Source organism: Rhizobium sp. 0TCS1.26 (assembly GCF_050455525.1).
In the GTDB taxonomy this organism is placed as follows: Bacteria; Pseudomonadota; Alphaproteobacteria; order Rhizobiales; family Rhizobiaceae; genus Neorhizobium.
Genome location: NZ_JBCIYV010000003.1, coordinates 121,871 through 141,854 on the forward strand (window position 1 = coordinate 121,871; position 19,984 = coordinate 141,854).

Here is a 19,984-nt window from a genome sequence, read left to right on the forward strand (position 1 = left end):
CGGCCGGGCTTTTCCACCTATGCCTGACTTGGCAGGACGAACGGTTCCGGGTCGAGGAACCGCTTCACGACGTTCAGCGTGATGGTGCTGATATTGTTGTCGTAGTTATTGTAGCCCAGCGACATGCCATAGGTGATCGAGCCGGAGGCAAAGACCGCTCCGCCATTGGCCGTTTCGAAGAACACCATGTCGGCGCGCACAAGCGCGTTCTGCGTGCCGTCGAGGCCGTCGACCATGGTGCGGAATTCCTCCGGCGTCGGAAGAGCGCCGGCGCCGAGACCTTCGGATGTGGCAAGCAGCAGGGTGTGACGCGGGCTGCCGAGCTCGTAGTCGAGGCGGTCGATCTCGCTGCCCACGGCGCCGCCGTAGCGGAAACCGAAATCACCGAGCTTCTCGTCCCGTCCGACATCCTCGAAGATGAAGGCGGCGCGTCCGTCTTCGCTATCGGGCATGCGGACATAATAGGTGCAGGTGTCGTTGATCATCGCCGAGAAGCCGGTGCCGACCAGCTTCTGTGGCGCAAAGCCACTGTGTCTCCACAGCGCGCCGGGTTCGCCGGTACCGGCCAGATGCACTTCTCCCGGCTCCGATTCCCAGGTGCGGGTGCCGGCCATACCGCGACGCACTTCGAGCGCCGCCGGAGCCGCCGGGTGGAAGCCGCACCGCCAGTAGAAGGCATTGCCCCCCATGGAGACGTGGCGGCCGCCGGCGTTCTGGTACTCCATGATGCCGTTCATCATGTTGAACGAGTAGTATTCCGCGTGCGTCGGCGTCATCATCGCCCGGTAGGGCTTCAACGCACGAGCGCCTTCCCGGTCCAGCTCGACATCGGTGATGATGTCGTAGGAAATGCCCTTCTCCTCCAGCCAGTCGAGGATATGGGTGTCGTTGATCAGGTTGAACCAGTAGCCGCGCGGCCGCATGCTGAGCACCGGCCGGAGCCAGGACGAATAGGCGCGGCCGGATCCATCGACGTGGCTGTCATAGGTGGACTGGCCGATCTGCGGATGCTCCTGCATGTAGACGTCGTCCAGCGGCAGCCAGAGGACGTGCTCCATGAGCGTCTCGAAATGCACCTGGTAGAGACGCAGCGCGCTGTTGGCATAGGCCAGATAGGTGGCGACCGACAGCACGACCACGAGGTCGGCCCGCTTGGTCTTCTTGCCGGGCGTGACGAAAAACGTCACGTAGCTCTCGCAATCGGGCTCAGGTTCGTCGCCTGCCGGCGTCAGCCGCAGCGCGTAGACGCCGGTGCGCCATTCCGCCGGCACATCGAGCGAGAAGGTCGTCTGCCACTGGCAGTCGTAGATGTCGTCGCTGTGAAAATGGATGGCCGCATATTCGCGCGGGGCCAATCGAAAATCGTGAACCGCCCCGGACCAGAAGAAGCCCGTGACGCCGCGGCGCGGCAACTGGTGCAGCCGGCCATGCATACAGTTGGCGGAGAGATCCTTGAGATCGAGCGTGGTGATGCCGTCGCCGAAATCCCAGGAAGCGACGAGGCCAGGGGCGGCAACGCCCGTGCGCGGCTGGTTGTCATGGACCCGCAGCGCTTCGGCTTCGAGCGCCCGCGAAACGACGCGCGGCGCTTCGATCTTGCCGTCGAAATGACCGGTGTAACGTCGGTCTGCGTCCAGGTGATGCGCCGCGACCAGGAAATCCAGGCCGCTGTCGAGCGTTGGAAGATCGCCGAGCTCGAACGTCTGCGCGTGGGCAACGGCGGGACGGGTGCCGTCGGCCGGAACGATCAGAGACAGCGTCGCGGTCTTCGCGACGAAGTCGAGCGTTGCGGAAATGAACGACCAGACGCGCTGGCGTGCCTTGATGTCGAGGGTCAGGCGGGTGCTGCCGAGGCGCAGCACGGGGTGGCCCTCGGCGTCGAGTTCGAGAGCATAGCCCTCGGCCGAATTTTCGCACCAGTTGCCCATGATGCCGCGTGCATTGTCGGCGATGCGCGTCGGATAGATGTAGCAGCCGAAGGACCACGCGTCGCCGCTCGGAACAAGCGCGCCGCCATGATCGATAACCGCGCAGGAGCCGGGCCGGATCTCCTGGTCGAGACAGGTGTGGACGCCGTCGATGGCGCTGTCCATCAGGTCGTACTTGAACCCCGGTCCGTTGACGTCGACGTCCCCGCAACGCAGGCGCATGACTTCGACCCTGACGGCTTCCCGCTTGCTCGACAGCTGGAACTTGACGGTCTCGCCGGCCGGAACGCTGATGCGGTCGGGATAGCCGAGATATTCGTTGGTCTTATAGATCACCTTGATACTCCGGAGGTAGCGTCCCACCGGTCATGGCCTGCCAGCGGATCTTGAAGACATGCCATTCCGCCTCGGCCAGCGAGGTGAAGATGCGCTCGTCGACGAAAGGCATCGGATCGCCGCGCCGCTCGGGAATGCGCGACAGGCGCCACGCCTTGCCGGCCTCCAGCACGATCAGCACAAGGCGCCCCTCGGCCTTCCCCCAGCGCATCCTGGCCAGCATCTTGCGAAGCTCGGCGCCATGCACGCCCAGCGGGCTCTTGCGGAATTCCTCCACGAGGTCGAGCCGCTGCGGGTCGATGACATAGCGCAGCGCGTTCGGGTCACTGGTGTGATCCATGGAAATCGTCCTGTCGTTGCATTCGTCGGGTGATGCTCATCCGCCCTATGGTGCCTCCTCCCCCAAGAGAGGGGAGAAGGCGATGATGCGCATTTCTGCGTGTCCCTCTCAGGCGATTAGCGTGTCAGCCACGCCGTCCAGCGCTGGCGCAGTTCGTCGCGATGGGCGCCGATCCACTCGAAATCAGGCTTCACCAGCTTTTCGTAGTTTTCCGGCGACGTGGCGAACAGCTTGGCTTCTTCCGGCTTCAACTGCTCGTAGACGGTCTTGCTGCCGGTCGCGTAGTTCACGTCGCGCATGAACGGGACGTGGGCTTCGGCGTTGGCGTAGAAGAAGTCGAGATAGGCAAGGGCGGCGTTCTTGTCCGGTGCGCCCTTGAGGATCGCCATGTAGCCGGTATCGCGGATGGCGCCGTCCCAGGACATGGCGACCGGTGCGCCTTCCTTGACCACTGCCAGCGCGCGGCCGGAGTAGCTCATGGTCATGACGACTTCCTTGTTGCGCATGATCTGCTGCACCTGGTCGCCGGTCTTCCACCAGACCGCGACGTGCGGACGGATTTCGTCGAGCTTCTTGTAGGCGCGGTCGAGATCGAGCGGGAAGAGTTCGGTCTGCTTCACGCCGTCCGCCAGGAGCGCTGCGACGGGAACCCACCAGTCGCGGTCGCCGGTGTCAGGCAGGCCACGCGGGCCGGGGAAGTCCTTGACGTTCCAGAAATCGGCCCAGGTCTTCGGCGCCTTGTCCTTGAATACCTCGGTATTGTAGTTGATCAGCATGCCGCCGGTGGTGCGGGCGACGCCATAGGGCGTGCAGGCATCGGCGACGCCGAACTTCTGCACGCTGGGCAGCTGGCTGCAGTCGATCTTCTCGAGCATGTTGGTGCGCGCAACGAGATCCGGGCCGGTGGCCGTGACGATGTCGAACTCGACATTGCCGGTGCGCGTCATCGCTTCAGCACGTGCCCACTGGTCGGGAACCTCGATGGCGACCGGCACCACTTCGACGTCCTTGGCCTTGGCGAAGGGCTCATAAAAGTACTTGGCGAGCGAGTTGCCCATCAGGCCGCCCGTCGTGGCGATGACCATCTGGTCTTCCAGTTCCTGCGCGACGACGGGCGTCGTGCCGGCAATGCCTGCTGCGATGGCGATCGCGGCAGTGGTCCATTTCCAGTTCTGTATCGGCATGGTGGTTCTCCTCTTGTTTTTTAAGTCTTGATTGTAGTTCCCAGTCAGGTCTTGGCCCGCGACCTCATGATGAAGGCAATGGCGAGGATCGCGATTGAAAGGACGATCAGCAGCGTGGCGATCGCCGGAATGATGGGGGTCAGGTTCTGCTCGATATCCTCGAACATCCGGCGCGGCAGCGTCTTGTAGCGGACGCCGGACAGGAAGAACGACACGACGGGCTCGTCGAAGGAGATGATGAAGGCGAACAGCGCGCCGCTGATCACGTTCGGCAGGATGAGAGGGAGTGTGATCAGCCGGAAGGCGTTGAATCGGCTTGCGCCGCAGCTCATCGCCGCCGCCTCCAGGTTGGCATCCACCTTGCCGAGCGCCGACGCGGTGGTGAACACCACGAAGGGCAGCGCCAGGATGGTGTGGGCCAGCACGAAGCCCGGCACCGTCCCCGACAGGCCGATCGACTGGAAGAACAGGTAGAGGCCGACCGCCAGCGCGATATGCGGCACGATGATCGGCCCGATCAGCAGGATCTGGAAAAGCGTCGCCAGGCTGCTGCGGCCGCGGACCATGGCATAGGTCGCCGCCGTGCCGATGACCGACGCCGAGATGGCGGTGAGGAAGGCGACCTGGACGCTCAGCCACGTGGCATTGCGCCACTGGCGGCTGGCGAAATACTCCTCGTACCATTTCAACGTGAAGCCGCGCGGCGGAAATTCGAGGTAATCGCTCGTGCCGAAGGACATGGGAATAACGATGACCAGCGGAATGATGATGAAGGCAAGGACGGCATAGACATATACGCCGAGTGCCAGCGAGCCTTTGTCGACGGGCGGCTTCATGCTTGCGCTCCCATCAGGCGGTCGAACCGCAACGTCTTGCTGAAGATGATCGCCAGCAGGGTGACGAACAGCGTGAGCACGCCGACCAGTGCCGAGGCGAACGGCCAGTCGAGGACTTCGCGGATCTGTTGCGAGACGAGCGTCGCGATCATCAGTTCCTGCGGCGAGCCGAGAAGCGCCGGCGTGATGAAGAAGCCGAGTGCGGTCAGGAACACCAGCAGCGAGCCACTGGCGATGCCCGGCAGGCTGAGCGGCAGGATCACTTCGCGGAAGGTCGCAAAGCGGGAAGCTCCGAGCACCGCTGCGGCACGCAGATAGTCGTTGGGAATGGCGCGCAGCGAGCCGAAGATCGGCAGGATCATGAACGGCAGCAGCACATGGGTCATCGCGACGACGACCGCACCTTGCGCATAGAGAAGCTTCAGCGGCTCGGAGGTGATGCCGACGGCGATCAGGCCGGAATTCACCAGGCCCTCGCGCTGGAAAAGGAACGACCACGCGGCGGTGCGCACAAGCACGCTCGACCACAGGGGGAGGATCACGCAGGCGCCGACCAGGGCAGCCGTCGTGCCGCGGGCACGGCTCATGAAATAGGCGACCGGGAAGCCGAGAAGGACGGCAAGCCCCGTCACCAGCACGGCCGTCCAGATCGTCCGCATCAGCACCCGCGCATAGACGGGGTTGGTAACGACGCGCGCATAGTTGTCGAGCGTCGGGGTCGGCTCCATGAAGCTGATGTAGAGAAGCTGGCCGATCGGATAGATGAACACGAAGGCGATGATGAGGAAGAACGGCGACAGCAGCAGCAGGGTCGCCAATCCGCTCAGTCGACGGCCGTCGGAATGCCAGAACTGGGATCGGGTGCGGCTGGTCACTTGGCGCCTCCGGCGTAGAGCAGGATGGCTTCCTTCGGCACGCTGAAGGTCGCTGTCGCACCACGCGTCAGTGCCGTGAGATCGGAGGCGCCCGGAAGCCGCGCGCGGATTTCGGTGCCGTCCGGCAGCTTTCCGATGAGCAGCAGCGCGGAGCCTGCATAGACGACGTCCGACAGCGTCACCTGCAAGGTGTAGTCGGACCCTGCGGCGCTGAGCCCCAGTCGCTCGGGGCGGAAACCGAGGACTGCTTTTTGGCCAACCTGCATGGTGTCGACCGCCGCCGTTGCCGGGACGTTCCAACGTTCGCCGGATGGCAGCAGAACGGCCGTCGTGTCGCCGGTGCTTTCGACCGTGACGTCGATGAAATTCATCTCGCCGATGAAGCCGGCGGTAAACAGATTGGCGGGACGCTCGTAGAGTTCGCGCGACGGGCCGATCTGCTGAATCTTGCCGTCCTTCAGCACCGCGACCCGGTCGGCCATCGTCAGGGCTTCGCTCTGGTCGTGGGTGACGAAGATGACGGTGATGCCAAGCTCGGCATGCAGGCGCTTGATCTCGAGCTGCATATCTTCGCGCAGGTTCTTGTCGAGCGCGCTCAGAGGTTCGTCCATCAGCAGCACGCGAGGACGGTAGACGATAGCCCGCGCCAGCGCGATGCGCTGCTGCTGGCCGCCCGACAACTGGCTGGGGAAACGCCCGCCGTAACCGGCGAGACGCACCGTCGCCAGCGCTTCTTCAGCCTTGGCGTGCCGCTCGGCTTTCGCCATACCGCGCATCTTCAGGGGGAAGGCCACATTGTCCAAAATGGACATGTGCGGAAACAGCGTATAGTTCTGGAACACCATGCCAAGATTGCGCTGGTTGGCAGGCACATAGGTGAGATCTTCCGAATCGACGACGATGTTTCCGCTTGTCGGAAATTCGAAGCCGGCGACGCTCATGAGGATGGTGGTCTTGCCGGAGCCGCTCGGACCGAGCAGCGCAAGAAATTCGCCGGCGGCGATATCGATATCGACGCCGTCGACAGCGAAGACGCTACCAAAGCGCTTTTCCAAACGGCTGATGCGAATGGAGGCGCCTGCCGTCTGTTCTCTGTTCATTGCCATAGTCACTGAAGCCTTGTTCCCACTTTTATTGTTTGGCTTGGCTCAGGGCGAGGACCCTTCAGATTGCAGTCGATCCCGTCCCTATTCGAAAATCTCCAATATCATATTTGATATATCCGAATGCTAGCGCCGAATGAACGCGCCTACAAGAGCCATTTGTGCGTCGAGCATGGCTTTTCCGCCGATTGTGACAGCGCCTCTCGCATGGGCGATCTCCATCAGCCGGGTTACGGGCGGATTGACGATGATGTCATAGACCACTGTGGAACTGGGAAGCTGGCTGAGGTCGACAGGAACGGCGTCGCCGGGCTTCATGCCGAGAGCCGTGGTGTTGACGATCAGATCGAAGGTGTCCGCAGCGGCGGATCCCGAGACTACGTGCGTTTGCGGAAAAGCTGCCTGGACGGCATCGGCGAGAGCCTTGCCGCGCGCTGCGTCGCGATTGGAGATCCACAATTCGGCGGCACCGGCCTCAGCAATGGCGAGCGCCGTGGCACGACCGGCGCCACCGGCTCCGATTTGCAGCACGCGCTTGCCGGCGACTGAATATCCGTGGGCGCTAAGACCGGCGATGAAGCCGGGGGCATCCATGTTGTCGCCGACCAGCCTGCCATCGTCGCTGCGCCGGACAAAGTTAACGGCACCGATCATCCGCGCCCGGTCGGTGATCTCGTCGAGAAGCGGGATGATCGCCACCTTGTGGGGAATGGTAACTCCGAAGCCGACGACATTGCCCATCAGGCGTATCGCGCCGACGACGTGGCTAAGGTCCTGCGGGCGGACGGCGAGGGGCGAGGTCGCGACATCCTCGCTGATCTCGGTAAAATAGGCGTTCAGCACCGCGCTGGCGCGAACATGGTCCACGGGATCGGCCAGCACGAACATGATCTTCGACTTGCCGGTGATCTCCATGGAGCATTTTCCTCTCTGGTCAGCCGGGCAGCCGGCTGCGGCCGTAGCCCTTGTAGCGTTCGAGAACCCGCTCGATCTCGTCGTCCGGAAGGATTGCCGGTTCACCCGCCTGGCGGGCGAGGATGTACTGGCGGGCGAGCGTTTCAAGCTTCACCGTCAGGTCGAACGCCTGCTGCAGGGAGGGGGCCGCAACGATCATGCCGTGATTGGCGAGCAGGCAGGCCTTGCGGGACCTGAGGGCGGCGACGGCGCCGTCTGCCAGCGCCTTCGTTCCGAAAGTGGCATAGGGCGCGCATGGCACATCGTTGCCGCCGAAGCTGGCAATCATGTAGTGGAATGCAGGGATGGGCTTGGCGAGGCAGGAGAGCGCCACGCAGCTATCGGCATGCGTGTGGATGACCGCCTGCACATGCGAGTAGGCGTGGAGGATCGCCTGATGCATATGCCATTCGCTGGAAGGAATGCCGTTGCCGATCGTATCGCCGTTGCGATCCAGGCGAACCAGTCGCTCCACGGTCATATTGCCGCTGTTGCCGCCGGTCGGGGTGACCAGCATGTCGTCTCCGATCCGGCAGCTGACATTACCGCTCGAGCCGTGGTTGAAGCCCTTTTCTTCGAGCTTTGCCACCACATCGAGCATCGTTTGACGCAGGTCCGTCTCGTTCATCCATGCATCTCCGGGTTCTGCATCGAGGCCAGCGCCCGGGTGAACAGGTCGACTGGTCCAAGCTTTCCAGACTTGAGGCAGAGCGCGACGGGATCCTCGTGGTCCGTCGTCGCAGTGCCGATGCCCGGGCCGCCATAGGGTCCGACATTTAGGCCGCGGATGCCAAGCCGCTCGACGACCGAGCCGGACGTCTCGCCGCCGGCAACCACGAACCGCCGCACGCCGGCCTGATGGAAAGCGACGGCAAGGTCGCCGACGATCTGTTCCGCCAGCGCCGAAGCACCTTCCCGGCCGTAGCTCGCCTGGGCTTGAGCCACGGCTTCCGGCGCCGCGGAGGTAGACAGGCCGACAGGGCCGGCCTCAAGTTTGGGCAGCGCCCACTGAAGGGCTGCTGCGACTGCCGCCTCGGCGCTGTCGATTCCCGTCAGGTTGATGCGCAGGACAGGGTGTGATCGCTCGAAGTCGGCAAGTTGTTCGAGCGTCCGTTCGGCGCAGCTGCCGGATAGCACGACGCCCTTGCCGGACACCGGCCGCAGGCTGCGCGTATGCGGCTCGCCCTGCAGGAGGCCTTTGGCCCGCCACAGCGCCGGATAATGCTGGACGATGGTCGCATTGCCGGTCATCACCGCCCAATCGCAGGTCAGCTCGGCAATGGCATCGAGGTCGCGGTCGTAGATCGCGTCGGTGATGAAATGGCGAATGCCCTGCGCGGCCTGTTCGGCAACGGCCTGCTCCAGCGATGCTCCGCCCGCGCTGACCGCGGGGTGGGCCAGCAAGCCGACGGGCATCTTCGTCTGCCGCTGCAACACGCGAACGAGGTCCGGATCGGTCATCGGTGTCAGCGGATCGTGACGCTTCGGCGATTCCGAAATGAGCTGGCTGCCGAGGAACAGGTGTCCGTTGTAGACGGTGCGCTTCAGCGCCGGAGAGGACGGGCAGAAGGCGGTGTAGGGAGCATCGGTCACCGCCAACAGCATGTCGGCTACGGGGCCGATATTGCCTTCATCCGTCGAGTCGAAGGTGGCGCAATATTTGAAGAAGATCTGGCGGGTGCCGCGAGCCAGCAATGCGCGCGCCGCCCGCTCGGTCTTGTCGACGGCCAGGGCTGCCGGAACGACGCGGGTCTTCTGGGCGACGACTATCGCATCGACATCGCCGAGGCTCGCAACAGCGTCGGGATCCGTGACGAAGGCGCAATTGACGCCCTGGGCGACCAGCATCGCCGCTGTCTCCATCCCACCTGTCAGATCGTCGGCAACGACCCCGAATATCGGCTTCATCATCATGTTGAGTGCGTCTGTCACTGTTGAGTCTGACTACTCCATACATGATATATCAAATATTCTGGAAGGAAAGGCTGGGATCTATTTTTCCGCCTGATCGCCAACTGCGGTGGCGTCGGTGAGGTCGACAGTGGCCGCGTGCGCCGCTGCGCTGCGCTTGCCGCGCAACCGTTCCCGCACGACCGTCAGCAGGCCTGCGGATGCTATGATGAAGATGCCGACAAGCGCAATGGCATCGGGAAATTCGTTGAAGATCAGGGCACCGAACACGACAGCCCATGCAAGCTGCGAGTAGTGCATGGGCGCGATCTGGTTGGCATTTCCATATCGCGTCGCCAGCACGAAGGCCCACTGCCCAAGCCCGTAACAGATTCCGGCGAGCGCCAGCAGCGCGCATTCTCTCCAGGATGGCACGCTGACGCCGCGCACCAGCATGGCGACAGCGTTGAGGCCGAGGAGGTAGAGGATAAGTGTGCCGAGAACGCTGGTGGTTTTCACCTTGCCGCCGACCCGTCGCAGGATGATCACGGCAGTTCCGGTCCCGAGACCGGTGAAGATCGCCGCGAGATGACCCGCTTCGAAGGGCTGATGGCCGGGCTTCACGACAAGAAGAACGCCGAGGAAGCCGACGACGACGGCCGACCAGCGCCAGATGCCGACATATTCCTTCAGCACCAGCGCCGACATGATGGTGACGAACAAGGGGGCCAGGAATACCAGCGCATAGGCCTGCGCCAGCGGGATCGTTGTGAAGGCATAGACGCCGCAGAGGCTGGCGACCACTCCGCAGATGGCGCGGCCATGCACCGCCAACGGATAGTCGGTCCGCCAAAAATCGCGCCATCGCTGGTCGGGATGGCGGGTCGCCAGCAGCGCCAGGCCGGCGAAGACGTTGACGATGAAGGCGGTCTCGAAGATCGACAGATGTCCGCCGGCCGCCTTGACGCTGGCGTCGGTGACGGAAAACGCAGCGTAGGCCAGCACGGCGAGGATGTAGACATTGGTCAAGACGTTACGACCTTCTGGATTCAAAAATACACGTTGTCGTTATATCATATTTCAAGATTGGAAGAGGAGAATTAGGGGCTGCTTCCTTTCGACACGACAGCCTGCGTCCGGCTCCGAGGGTCGGTGCCCGCGCACCAGCACCGTTGGCCACGTGACCCTCGCTTCCGTTGCCGTTGCAACATGATTGGGCGTCTCTGAAACTGTCCGCTCGTACCGCGCCTCCATTGTCACGACCGCACTGGCTTGCCGCGAACCTGTTCCCTCATTCGTCTGCGAGCCGGATGCACTCAGTGCCTCAGAAGCGGGATCAGACATGCCAAGCAACTGCCAATACATCGACACGTCGCACGGCACGATTGCCGTCGAAATCAGCGAAGGCGGGGGACCTGACGTCGTCTTCATCCACGGTAACTCCTCCTGCCGAGAGGTGTTCAACAAACAGGTCGCCTCGCCACTGTTCGCCGACTACCGGCTGATCCGCTGCGATCTGCCCGGGCACGGCCAATCGAGCGATGCGCCGGACAAGCTTCGGACCTACAGCCGCCCGGGACTGGCCGATGCGGTTCTGGAGCTTCTCGATAGGATGAAGGTGAGGGAGGCAGTCGTGGTCGGCTGGTCGCTCGGCGGACACGTGGCAATAGAGATGCTGTCCCGGTCGAAGATCATCACCGGTGTCTGCCTGATCGGCGCTCCGCCGACCGGCGTCGTCATGGCGGAAGGCTTCTGCGGCAGGCCGCTGGGCGGTCTCGGCGGAAAGGGCGAACTGACACCGGAGGAGGTCGACCGGTTTGTCGCGGGTGTCATCGGTGACACGGCCGAACCGTTCCTGCGCCAAGCCGTGGCGCGGACGGACCGTGATTTTCGCTCGATGCTGTTTGCGGGCGCTGCCAGGGGAACAGGCGTCAATCAGAGAGACGTGGTCACGGCGACATCGGTGCCGCTTGCGATGATCAATGGCGCTGACGACCAGATCATCAATCTCGACTACATCGACGACGTGCGGTTTTCCAGCCTCTGGCAAGGCCGGTGCTTCCGGGTTGCCAATGCCGGGCACGCACCGTTCTGGCAAGCGCCGGACAGGTTCAACGCGATCCTGTCGCTGTTCCTCGCCGACATCGCGCCACGCTGATGCTTTGTTCGGCCTCGGTCGCGCCGGGCCATTACTGGGCCTGCGCGCTCCGGCCGCTGATCTTTGCCTGCAGCACGATGACCACCAGCAGGAACAGCCCGCGGATGACCGACTGCCAGTAGGCGGAGAGCGAGATCCAGCCGAGGCCGTTTTCAAAGTTGAGGATGTTGAAGACCATCCCCAGCAGCAGGACACCGGCAAGCGTCGCGCCGACCGAACCGGCGCCGCCGGTCAACAGCGTGCCGCCGACGACGACAGAGGCGATGGCGAAAAGCTCCCAGCCGACGCCCTCCGTCGGCTGGCCGGCACCGAACTGCGCGGCAAGGATGGTGCCGGCAAGCCCGGCGAGCAATCCGGAGACCGCGTAGACGGAGAAGATGGTCCGCTTCACCTTGAGGCCCATCAGCGAGGCTGTGTATTCGCCGTCGCCGACAGCAAGCACATGCCGGCCGGCCGGCAAGCGCTCCAGGAAGATCCAGCCGATAACGAAGGCCGCAAGCGCAATCCAGGCCGGGATCGGGAAGCCGAGGAAATCGTCCTGGCCGATCATCGTGAAGCCCGTTTCGTAGGACACGTCGACCGACTGGTTGTCGGCAAGCAAGAGTGCCATGCCGTAGGAAGCAAGCATCGCCGCGAGCGTCGCGATGAACGGCTGGATGCGCATCTGAGTGATCATGAAGCCGTTGAGCAGGCCGAACACCAGTCCGGCAGCCAGCCCCGCGCTCATGCCGGCCGCCCAGCCATAGGGCGAGGCGAAAGCGGAAACGACGCTTGCCAGCGCTGCGACGCCGCCGACCGACAGGTCGATCCCGCCGGTCATGATGACGAAGGCCATGCCGAGCCCGATCAGCGCGAACATCGAATTGTAGCGCAGGAAGCTGAGGATGTTGAACGGCGACAGGAAGTTTTCATAGCGCAGCGCGCCGAACAGGATCAGTGCCAGCAGCGCGACGATGACGCCGAGGCGGGCGAGGTCGCCGGAGGATTTTGGTCGGAACAGGGAAAGCATCGGTTAAGTCCTAGCTGCGGTCGGCCCGCTGTTGGATATAGACCGCAATCACGATCAGGCCGGCCTTGACGACGAGCGCCGCTGCGTCCGGCACGCCATTGGCAAGCAGCGTGTAGCGGACCAACTGGATCACCAGGGCGCCGAGAACGGTTCCGACGATATTGGCACGGCCGCCGGACAGCAGCGTGCCGCCGACCGCGACCGCGGCGATCGCATCAAGTTCCATGCCCAGCCCGACGAGGTTGGCGTCACTCGCCGAATTGCGGGCGACGACCACCAATCCCGCAAGACCGGCCAAAGCGCCGGATATCACATAGACGAGGATCTTGATCCGTTTCACCGTAATGCCGGCAAGCCGTGCGGCCTGCTCGTTGCCGCCGACCGCAAGCACCTGCCGGCCGAATACCGTGAAGCGGATCAAGGCATAGGCAAGCACCGCAACCAGGATCATCAGCGCAACCTGGGTCGGGATGCCGGCCACCTTGCCCATGGCGATGAACTGGAAGGTCGGGTTCTTGAAGGCCTGAAGATTGCCGTTGGTGAGCACCTGGGCAATGCCGCGCCCGGCGATGAAAAGAACCAGGGTCGCCACGATCGGCTGAACGGCATAGCGCGTCACCAGCAGCCCGTTGAAGGCCCCGAATGCCATGGTGACCATGATCGGGACGACAAAGGCGAGCGCCACCAGCAGGCCGGGACTGTCGATCGGCAGCAGCATGCCGAGGAAGATCATTGGGGCGATGGCGCCGGAAATCGCCATCAGTGAGCCGACCGAGAGATCGATGCCGCCAGTGGCGATCACCAGCGTCATGCCCGTCGCAACGATGACGATCGCCGCCACTTGGGTGAGGTTGACGTTGAGCGTCTGCCAGGAAACGAAATTCGGCGTCATGACGACGTTGAAGACGATCAGCGCCAGCAGCGCAAACAGTGTCCCGTAGCGGCTCGCCAAGTGCAGCAGCGAAGGCCTGGAGGCTACCGGTTTGGAGGATGTGGTGTCGGTCATTGTCACGTCAGTCCACCTGATGAGCCATGGCGGCCAGCAGCGCCTTTTCGGACAGCTCCTGGCGGGGAAGGACGGCGACCGACTGGCCGTCGCTGAGGACGGTGATCCTGTCGGCGGCAGCCAGCAGTTCCTCGAGTTCTGACGAGATCATCAGGATGCTGAGACCATCGTCGGCAAGGGACCGCAGCAGCTTGAGGATCTCGGACTTGGCACCGACGTCGATGCCGCGCGTCGGTTCGTCGACGATCAGGACCTTCGGATCGGTGCAGAGCCAGCGGGCCAGAAGAACCTTCTGCTGATTGCCGCCGGAAAGCTCCTTGATCGGCTGGTCGGGCGATGCGCACTTGATCCGCAACTGATCGATGAACCGCAGGACGATCTCGTTCTGTCGGGTTCGGTCGACGATGCCGGCCTTTCGCAGTTTCGGCAGCAGCGCCAGCGTCATGTTCTCGCGGATGCTCATGTCGGGAATGATGCCGTCCACCTTCCGGTCTTCCGACACCAGGCCGATTCCGTCGGCGATCGCCTCCACCGGTTCGCCATAGCTGCGCTCGCGCCCCGCAAACTGCATGCTGCCGTGCTCCAGCCGGTCGACGCCGAAGATGATGCGTGCCGTTTCCGTGCGACCCGAACCGAGGAGACCCGCAAGACCGGAGATTTCGCCCTCGCGCACGGTGAGGTCGACGCCGCGGACCCGCACGCCGGAGCCCGCCTGCTTCAGTTCCAGCCGCACCGGCCGCTCCACGGCGTGATCGGCGCTGCTTGCGACCGCTTCAAAAGCGGCCAGTTCGCGGCCGAGCATGTTCCTGACCAGGTCCATCTTGGCCATGTCGCGCATCGGGCTGACGGCGACAGTCTGGCCATCGCGCATGATCGTCACCCGGTCGCAGATGGCGTAAAGCTCGTCGAGGCGATGGCCGATGAAGATGACCGCAACACCGTTCTTTTTCAGGGTGCGGATGGTCTCGAACAGGATCCCCACCTCCCGTTCGTCGAGCGACGAGGTCGGTTCGTCCATGATCAGCAGCCTGGCGTTCTGCGTCACCGCCCGGGCGATGGCGACCATCTGCCGGGTGGCGGCATTGAAGTGCGCCACGGGACGTTCGACGTCGATGTCCAGGTTGAAGGTTTTCAGGACCCGCCGGGCGCCGTCGCGCATGGCGCCGTGATCGAGGAAACCGAAGCGGCGCGGCTCACGTGCAAGGTAGATGTTCTCGGCAACGGAGCGCTGCGGCGCCAGGTTGATCTCCTGGTAGATCGTGGCGATCCCTGCGGCCTGGCTTTCGGCGGGTGTCGAAAACGAGACATCGCGGCCGGCAAACTGGATCGTGCCTTCGTCGAGGCGGTAGGCGCCGGTCAGGATCTTGATGAGCGTCGACTTGCCCGCGCCGTTCTGACCCACAAGGGCCATGATCTCGCCTTCGGCAACATCAAGCGATACGCCGCGCAAGGCTGCCACGCCGCCGAAGGACTTGGAGATGGACTGCATGGATAGCAGCATGGGGATCCTCGCATTGCATGAAGCGCCCCGGCCGTCTGGGCGGCCGGGGACGTCGTTGTTCTGCGTGAGGTCAGTAGGCGTTGGCGAGTTCGGCCTTGGCGTTCGAAGCGTCGTAGAACTTGTCTTCGTTGATCACCCACGGCTCGATCTTCTCGCCCTTGGCATAGCGTGCCATGGTCTCGAAGGCTTTGGGTCCGAAGCGCGGGTTGCACTCCACCACGGCTGCGATCTTGCCTTCGGCAACCAGACCGACTGCTTCCTTGCCACCGTCGATAGACAGGATGAGGATATCCTTGCCCGGCACCTTGCCGGCGGCCTCGACGGCCGAGATCGCGCCGATCGCCATCTCGTCGTTGTGCGCGTAGATGACGTTCGCGTCCGGATGGGACTGCAGCAGGGCTTCGGCAACCTGACGTCCCTTGTCGCGAGCGAAATCGCCGGACTGCGAGGCGACGATGGAGAAGCCTTCGGCTTTCTTGATGGCCTCGTCAAAACCCTTCTTGCGATCGTTGGCCGGCGACGAACCGGTGGTTCCCTCAAGCTCGATGATCTTGGTCTTGCCGTTGGCGTTCTTGACGAGCCATTCGGCGGCTCGCTCGCCTTCCTTGATGAAGTCGGAGCCGATGAAGGTCAGGTAATCCTTGCCGGCCTTGGCGAGCTTCGGATCGACGCTGCGGTCGAGCAGGATGACCGGGATGCCGTTCTTCTTGGCGGCCATGACGGCCGGGATCAGCGGCTTTTCTTCGCGCGGCGCAAGGAAGATGACGTCGACGCCCTGGGCGATCATCGAGTTGACGTCGGCAACCTGCTTGGCGGCAGAGCCGGCCGCGTCGGTGTAGACGAGCTGGTAGCCGAGCTTGGCGGCTTCCGCCTTCATGCTCTCGGTCTGGGCGATGCGCCAGGGATTGTTGGATTCGGTCTGTGCGAAGCCGACCTTGTAGGTGGTCTTCTGCTCCAGTGGCGGAACCTGTGCCGCGGCGATGCCGGCGGTCAGCGTCAGCGCCCCAAGCGCGCTTGCGGCAAGCATCAGTGTGCGGCGTGAGAATGCGGGCATCTCAGTGTCTCCTCCCGGTTATCCCGACCTCCTCAGATCGGTGCCAACTCAAACGTTGACGCTGGCAATTTGTTGCTAATGATATTAACAGTCAAGCTCAAAATTATTAGCATGTGCGTGATGACGGTTGGCGCAAGGGGGATTCGGGCAGTGGATAGCGGGAACGGCGGAAAGCGGGTTCGGGGTCGCCGGGATGGGCAGAGCCGACCGACGATGACCGATGTCGCCCGCGTGGCGGGCGTGTCGCAGTCGAGCGTTTCGCTGGTGCTGAACCAGATGACCGGCGCCCGCATTTCGGCCGAGACGCAGCAGAAGGTGCGCGAGGCGGCCCAGAGCATCGGCTACCGCCTGCCGGGCGAACGTCACGAACCGCTCCGCGATCCGGTAACGGAAAAGACGAAGATCGCCTTCATCGTCGACGAGATCTCGACGAGCCCGCATCCGGTGGTCAGTCTCGACGGCGCCCGCGACCATGCATTCGAGCAGGGGATCCTGGTCTCCGCGCATGCCACCCGTTCGAACAAGGATCTCGAGGATGCGATCCTGCGCTCCGTGGCAGCGGATCCGGCGGTCGTCGGGGTGATCTACGCGACAATCTTCACCCGCGGCGTCAAGCTGCCCGAACTGCTGAAGGGCATCCCGACCGTTCTGCTCAACTGTACGACCGACGGGCGGCAGCACATGGCGATCGTGCCGGGCGAGGTGTCGGGCGGATTTGCGGCGACGGCGCATCTGACCGGCCTCGGCCACCGGCGGATCGCCTTCATCAACGGTGAGCCATGGATGGATGCCGCGATCGATCGGCTGAAAGGCTACAAGCAGGCGCTGGCGACGGCCGACATCGCCTTCGACGAGACGCTGGTGCGCAACGGCGACTGGTTGCCTTCGCTTGGCTATGAGGCGGCGCTCGACCTGATGTCCCTGCCGGAGCGGCCGACGGCGATCCTCTGCGGCAACGACCTTATGGCTATCGGCGCGCTCGAGGCGGCGTCGGAGCGGGGCCTGCGGGTGCCAGAGGACATCTCGATCATGGGCTACGACGATCAGGAACTGGCGCGCTACACGCATCCGCCGCTGACGACCATCGTGCTGCCGAACTACGAGATGGGCCAGAAGGCGGCGGAAATGCTGATCGACATGGTGCTGCATGGCAAGCCGGTGCGGCCGATGACCCTGAAGATCGACGGCCCCGTCGTCATCCGCAGCACGACGGGCGCCCCGGCAGCTGTTTGAACGACAAAGCCGCAGCCCGGGCGTCACCCAGGCTGCGGCTGATTTTAGGTGTCGGTGCCTCAGGTCGGGTCGGCACCCATGACAAGGCCTTCGATGTCGTGCTTCTGGGTGATCGGCACCAGTTCGTCGACGACGCGGCACACGAGGTGCTTCTTGGCGATATCCGGCAGCGCGTCGTACCAGTCCTTTGTCACCATCATGTCGTGCAGTTCGGCATGGCCGGCACCGGGAGCGTCGACGCCCAGGACCATGACCGGACGGGCGATCGGCGAAAGATGTTCGGTGCCGCGATGGACGGTGAGGGCAGAGCGGCAGGAGATGTCGCCGCGCTTGGGGAATTTGCGCGTGGCTCGCTCGTTGAAGCGTCCCCACAGCGACTTGTCCGGGAACATCTCGTGCTTCCATTCGCGGCCGTCGTCATACTGCGTGCCCGGCGCGACCTCGAAGGGTCCCATGTCCTCGGTCACGTCGACGCCGGTCAGGTTGAAGGCAAGCGAGGTGATCTTGCGATCGCGATAGGTATCGACCGGCGATGGGAAGTCGCGGTGCCAGGGCTGGTACTTCGCGCCCTGGAAGGGCACGTCCAGGCCAATCTCGACGATCTCGTAATCCGGTCCAAGCGCGTTGGTGCAGATGTCGACCAGCCACGGGTGGGTGATGAGGTCGACGAAGCCGCGGAAGTTCTGCGGATGAATTTCCACGTACCAGCGACGCGGTCCGCGGCCGACGGCGCCGCCGGGTCTCTGGATGGCCGACCAGAAGGCGGTCATCATGTCTTCGCGCATTTCGTCGGCCCATTCAGGCGTGAAGGCACCTTTCAGTCCGATGATCCCGTCATCGGCGAGGGTCTTCATGTGCTGGGCCAGGTCGTAATCGAATTTTGGGTTTGCGTTCATCGGATGTCCTCCTCGACATGAGCGAGGATATCGCGACTAATAATTATTAGTCAATGGCATAATTTATTTAGTTCCGCTAATGATGGCGCAGGAGGTCCGGATGGACGCAAGTGCAAAGAGCCGCAGGGCATCGAAGCGGGTTACGATGATGGATGTCGCCAAGGCTGCCGGCTGTTCGCAGGCAACGGTGTCTGTCGTGCTCAACAATACGAAGGACATCAAGATTTCCGCCGAATTGCGGGCGCGCGTGGTCGAGGCTGCCCGGTCGCTGGGCTACGGCATGGGTGGTATCGTCCGGCGGGCGGCGATGCCGGAATTGCGAGGCGGTTGCGTCGGTTTCATCGTCGACCAGATCTCGACGACCCCGGAGGCCGTCAACGCAATCGAAGGTGCGCGCCAGGAATCCTGGGAAGACGAGGTTACCATTCTCGTGGCCCAGACCCAGGGACGGGCCGAGCATGAGGAGAGGGCGCTGGAGCGGCTGCTGCGTGCCGGCGCGCAGGGCATCGTCTATATGTCGATCTTCACCCGACGGGTGGCGCCCGGCCCAGCTTTCAACAACCTGCCGGTGCCGATGGTGCTGCTCAATTGCTACACCAGCGACCACCGCTTTCCATCCGTCGTGCCGGACGAGATCAATGGCGGGCGCATGGCGACCCGAGCGATGATCGAACACGGCCACCGGCGGATCGGAATGGTGACCGGTGAAAGCTTCATGGAAGCGGCCCAGGACCGGCTGATCGGCTATCGCCGGGCGCTTAAGGAAGCGGGGTTGCCTTACGACGACCAGTTGATCGCCGAAGGCAGCTGGACGCCGACATCCGGATACGAGGCGACGCAGAAACTGCTGGCGCTGCAAGGCCGTCCCACGGCAATCTTCTGCCAGAACGACAAGATGGCAATGGGCTGCTTCAACGCCATCCGCGACGCAGGGCTGCAGGTTCCGCAGGACATTTCCGTCATCGGCTATGATGATGACGAGCTTGGCCGCCACCTGCGGCCGCAGTTGACGACGGTTGATCTGCCGCATCGGGCAATGGGCGCCTGGGCCATCCGCCAGCTGGAAAAACAGTCGACCGGCGGAACGAAGCCTCCCGCCGTACACACGGTGTCGTGCACCCTGATCGAGAGAGCGTCGGCTGCCGCTCTGTCCATCTCCTGAGCATCAGGGCATGCGCCGGCCTCGACTTCACGCGGTTCAGGAAATCGACGTCCAGCCGCCGATCTGCGCGTAGATCGCGTCCCGCAAGTTGCGCGTGTGCCGGTTGAGCTTGGCAAGATCCTGAGGGGTTTGGGTCGAGGCGGCGAGCAGCGCCTCGCCAAGACAGCCTGCTTCGGATTGCATCGCGCGACCTTTGTCGCTCAAGGCGACGATCACCTGACGCTCGTTTTCCGGATTGCGGGTCCGACGCACGAGGCCGGCAGCCTCCAGCCGTTTCAGAAGCGGCGTCAGCGTGCTCGATTCCAGCGCCAGCTTCTCGGCAATCCCTCCGACCGTCTGCTCGTCCTCGCGCCACAGGACATTGAGAACAAGATATTGCGGGTAGGTCAGTCCCAGCCCATCGAGCAGCGGCTTGTAGACGCGCTGGATCGCAATTCCCGCCGAGTAGATGGCGTAACAGAGTTGGTCGTCCAGCGGTGGTGGGTTTCCAGGTGGCTTGGTGGTCACTGCGATACTCCT

Annotated in this window: 19 protein-coding genes; 3 read left to right on the top strand and 16 right to left on the bottom strand. The window is 63.5% G+C overall.

Annotated elements, in window-relative coordinates; genetic code table 11:
- Window positions 1-17: 17 nt before the first annotated feature.
- The 10 genes from AAIH46_RS14740 to AAIH46_RS14785 form a co-directional block, all read right to left on the bottom strand.
- Window positions 18-2,264: a N,N-dimethylformamidase beta subunit family domain-containing protein gene (locus AAIH46_RS14740; RefSeq protein WP_430306690.1), complete on the bottom strand. Its 2,247-nt coding sequence runs from the start codon at window positions 2,262-2,264 to the stop codon at window positions 18-20.
- Entirely contained in the window at window positions 2,254-2,604 is a 351-nt protein-coding gene (locus AAIH46_RS14745) for a hypothetical protein (protein ID WP_430306691.1), read from the bottom strand. Before AAIH46_RS14745 ends, AAIH46_RS14740 begins: the two co-directional genes overlap by 11 nt.
- Before the next feature lie 116 nt (window positions 2,605-2,720).
- On the bottom strand, window positions 2,721-3,788 hold the full coding sequence (locus AAIH46_RS14750; RefSeq protein WP_430306693.1) for an extracellular solute-binding protein: 1,068 nt from the start codon (window positions 3,786-3,788) through the stop codon (window positions 2,721-2,723).
- A 44-nt stretch (window positions 3,789-3,832) separates the two neighbouring features.
- Entirely contained in the window at window positions 3,833-4,624 is a 792-nt protein-coding gene (locus tag AAIH46_RS14755) for an ABC transporter permease (RefSeq protein ID WP_430306695.1), read from the bottom strand.
- The gene (locus AAIH46_RS14760) at window positions 4,621-5,451 is read right to left on the bottom strand and encodes an ABC transporter permease (protein WP_430307323.1); all 831 of its coding nucleotides are present in this window, start codon (window positions 5,449-5,451) and stop codon (window positions 4,621-4,623) included. The genes AAIH46_RS14755 and AAIH46_RS14760 overlap by 4 nt, the downstream gene beginning before the upstream one ends.
- 44 nt (window positions 5,452-5,495) lie before the next feature.
- Window positions 5,496-6,599, bottom strand: a complete 1,104-nt coding sequence (locus tag AAIH46_RS14765; protein ID WP_430306697.1) for an ABC transporter ATP-binding protein — start codon at window positions 6,597-6,599, stop codon at window positions 5,496-5,498.
- A gap of 129 nt (window positions 6,600-6,728) precedes the next feature.
- Window positions 6,729-7,517, bottom strand: a complete 789-nt coding sequence (locus AAIH46_RS14770; protein WP_430306698.1) for a shikimate dehydrogenase family protein — start codon at window positions 7,515-7,517, stop codon at window positions 6,729-6,731.
- 19 nt (window positions 7,518-7,536) lie between these two features.
- Window positions 7,537-8,184 carry a class II aldolase/adducin family protein gene (locus AAIH46_RS14775; RefSeq protein WP_430306699.1) on the bottom strand — a complete coding sequence of 216 codons (648 nt, stop codon included), beginning with the start codon at window positions 8,182-8,184 and terminating at the stop codon, window positions 7,537-7,539.
- On the bottom strand, window positions 8,181-9,488 hold the full coding sequence (gene otnK, locus AAIH46_RS14780; protein WP_430306701.1) for a 3-oxo-tetronate kinase: 1,308 nt from the start codon (window positions 9,486-9,488) through the stop codon (window positions 8,181-8,183). The genes AAIH46_RS14775 and otnK overlap by 4 nt, the downstream gene beginning before the upstream one ends.
- A gap of 60 nt (window positions 9,489-9,548) precedes the next feature.
- Window positions 9,549-10,475, bottom strand: coding sequence for a DMT family transporter (locus tag AAIH46_RS14785; RefSeq protein WP_430306703.1), 927 nt, complete (start codon window positions 10,473-10,475; stop codon window positions 9,549-9,551).
- A gap of 313 nt (window positions 10,476-10,788) precedes the next feature.
- Between AAIH46_RS14785 and AAIH46_RS14790 the strand changes: the two genes are divergently transcribed.
- The gene (locus AAIH46_RS14790; RefSeq protein WP_430306704.1) at window positions 10,789-11,604 is read left to right on the top strand and encodes an alpha/beta fold hydrolase; all 816 of its coding nucleotides are present in this window, start codon (window positions 10,789-10,791) and stop codon (window positions 11,602-11,604) included.
- A 31-nt stretch (window positions 11,605-11,635) separates the two neighbouring features.
- Here AAIH46_RS14790 and AAIH46_RS14795 read toward each other — a convergent pair whose 3' ends face one another.
- From AAIH46_RS14795 to AAIH46_RS14810, 4 genes are all read right to left on the bottom strand, one after another.
- Window positions 11,636-12,613 carry an ABC transporter permease gene (locus AAIH46_RS14795; RefSeq protein ID WP_430306706.1) on the bottom strand — a complete coding sequence of 326 codons (978 nt, stop codon included), beginning with the start codon at window positions 12,611-12,613 and terminating at the stop codon, window positions 11,636-11,638.
- Window positions 12,614-12,623: 10 nt separating this feature from the next.
- On the bottom strand, window positions 12,624-13,619 hold the full coding sequence (locus AAIH46_RS14800; protein WP_430306708.1) for an ABC transporter permease: 996 nt from the start codon (window positions 13,617-13,619) through the stop codon (window positions 12,624-12,626).
- Window positions 13,620-13,626: 7 nt separating this feature from the next.
- Window positions 13,627-15,120, bottom strand: a complete 1,494-nt coding sequence (locus AAIH46_RS14805; protein WP_430306710.1) for a sugar ABC transporter ATP-binding protein — start codon at window positions 15,118-15,120, stop codon at window positions 13,627-13,629.
- A 70-nt stretch (window positions 15,121-15,190) separates the two neighbouring features.
- The gene (locus AAIH46_RS14810) at window positions 15,191-16,174 is read right to left on the bottom strand and encodes an ABC transporter substrate-binding protein (RefSeq protein ID WP_430306712.1); all 984 of its coding nucleotides are present in this window, start codon (window positions 16,172-16,174) and stop codon (window positions 15,191-15,193) included.
- Window positions 16,175-16,387: 213 nt separating this feature from the next.
- Here AAIH46_RS14810 and AAIH46_RS14815 point away from each other — a divergent pair, with 213 nt between their 5' ends.
- The gene (locus tag AAIH46_RS14815; RefSeq protein WP_430306714.1) at window positions 16,388-17,407 is read left to right on the top strand and encodes a LacI family DNA-binding transcriptional regulator; all 1,020 of its coding nucleotides are present in this window, start codon (window positions 16,388-16,390) and stop codon (window positions 17,405-17,407) included.
- Window positions 17,408-17,466: 59 nt separating this feature from the next.
- Here AAIH46_RS14815 and AAIH46_RS14820 read toward each other — a convergent pair whose 3' ends face one another.
- Complete coding sequence (locus tag AAIH46_RS14820; RefSeq protein ID WP_430306716.1) at window positions 17,467-18,303, bottom strand: phytanoyl-CoA dioxygenase family protein; 837 nt, start codon at window positions 18,301-18,303, stop codon at window positions 17,467-17,469.
- 100 nt (window positions 18,304-18,403) lie between these two features.
- On the opposite strand from AAIH46_RS14820, the gene AAIH46_RS14825 reads away from it, so the two are divergent.
- Window positions 18,404-19,465, top strand: coding sequence for a LacI family DNA-binding transcriptional regulator (locus AAIH46_RS14825; RefSeq protein ID WP_430306718.1), 1,062 nt, complete (start codon window positions 18,404-18,406; stop codon window positions 19,463-19,465).
- Window positions 19,466-19,501: 36 nt separating this feature from the next.
- On the opposite strand, the gene AAIH46_RS14830 is transcribed toward AAIH46_RS14825, so the two are convergent.
- Window positions 19,502-19,972: a MarR family winged helix-turn-helix transcriptional regulator gene (locus AAIH46_RS14830; RefSeq protein WP_430306720.1), complete on the bottom strand. Its 471-nt coding sequence runs from the start codon at window positions 19,970-19,972 to the stop codon at window positions 19,502-19,504.
- Between the last annotated feature and the right edge of the window lie 12 nt (window positions 19,973-19,984).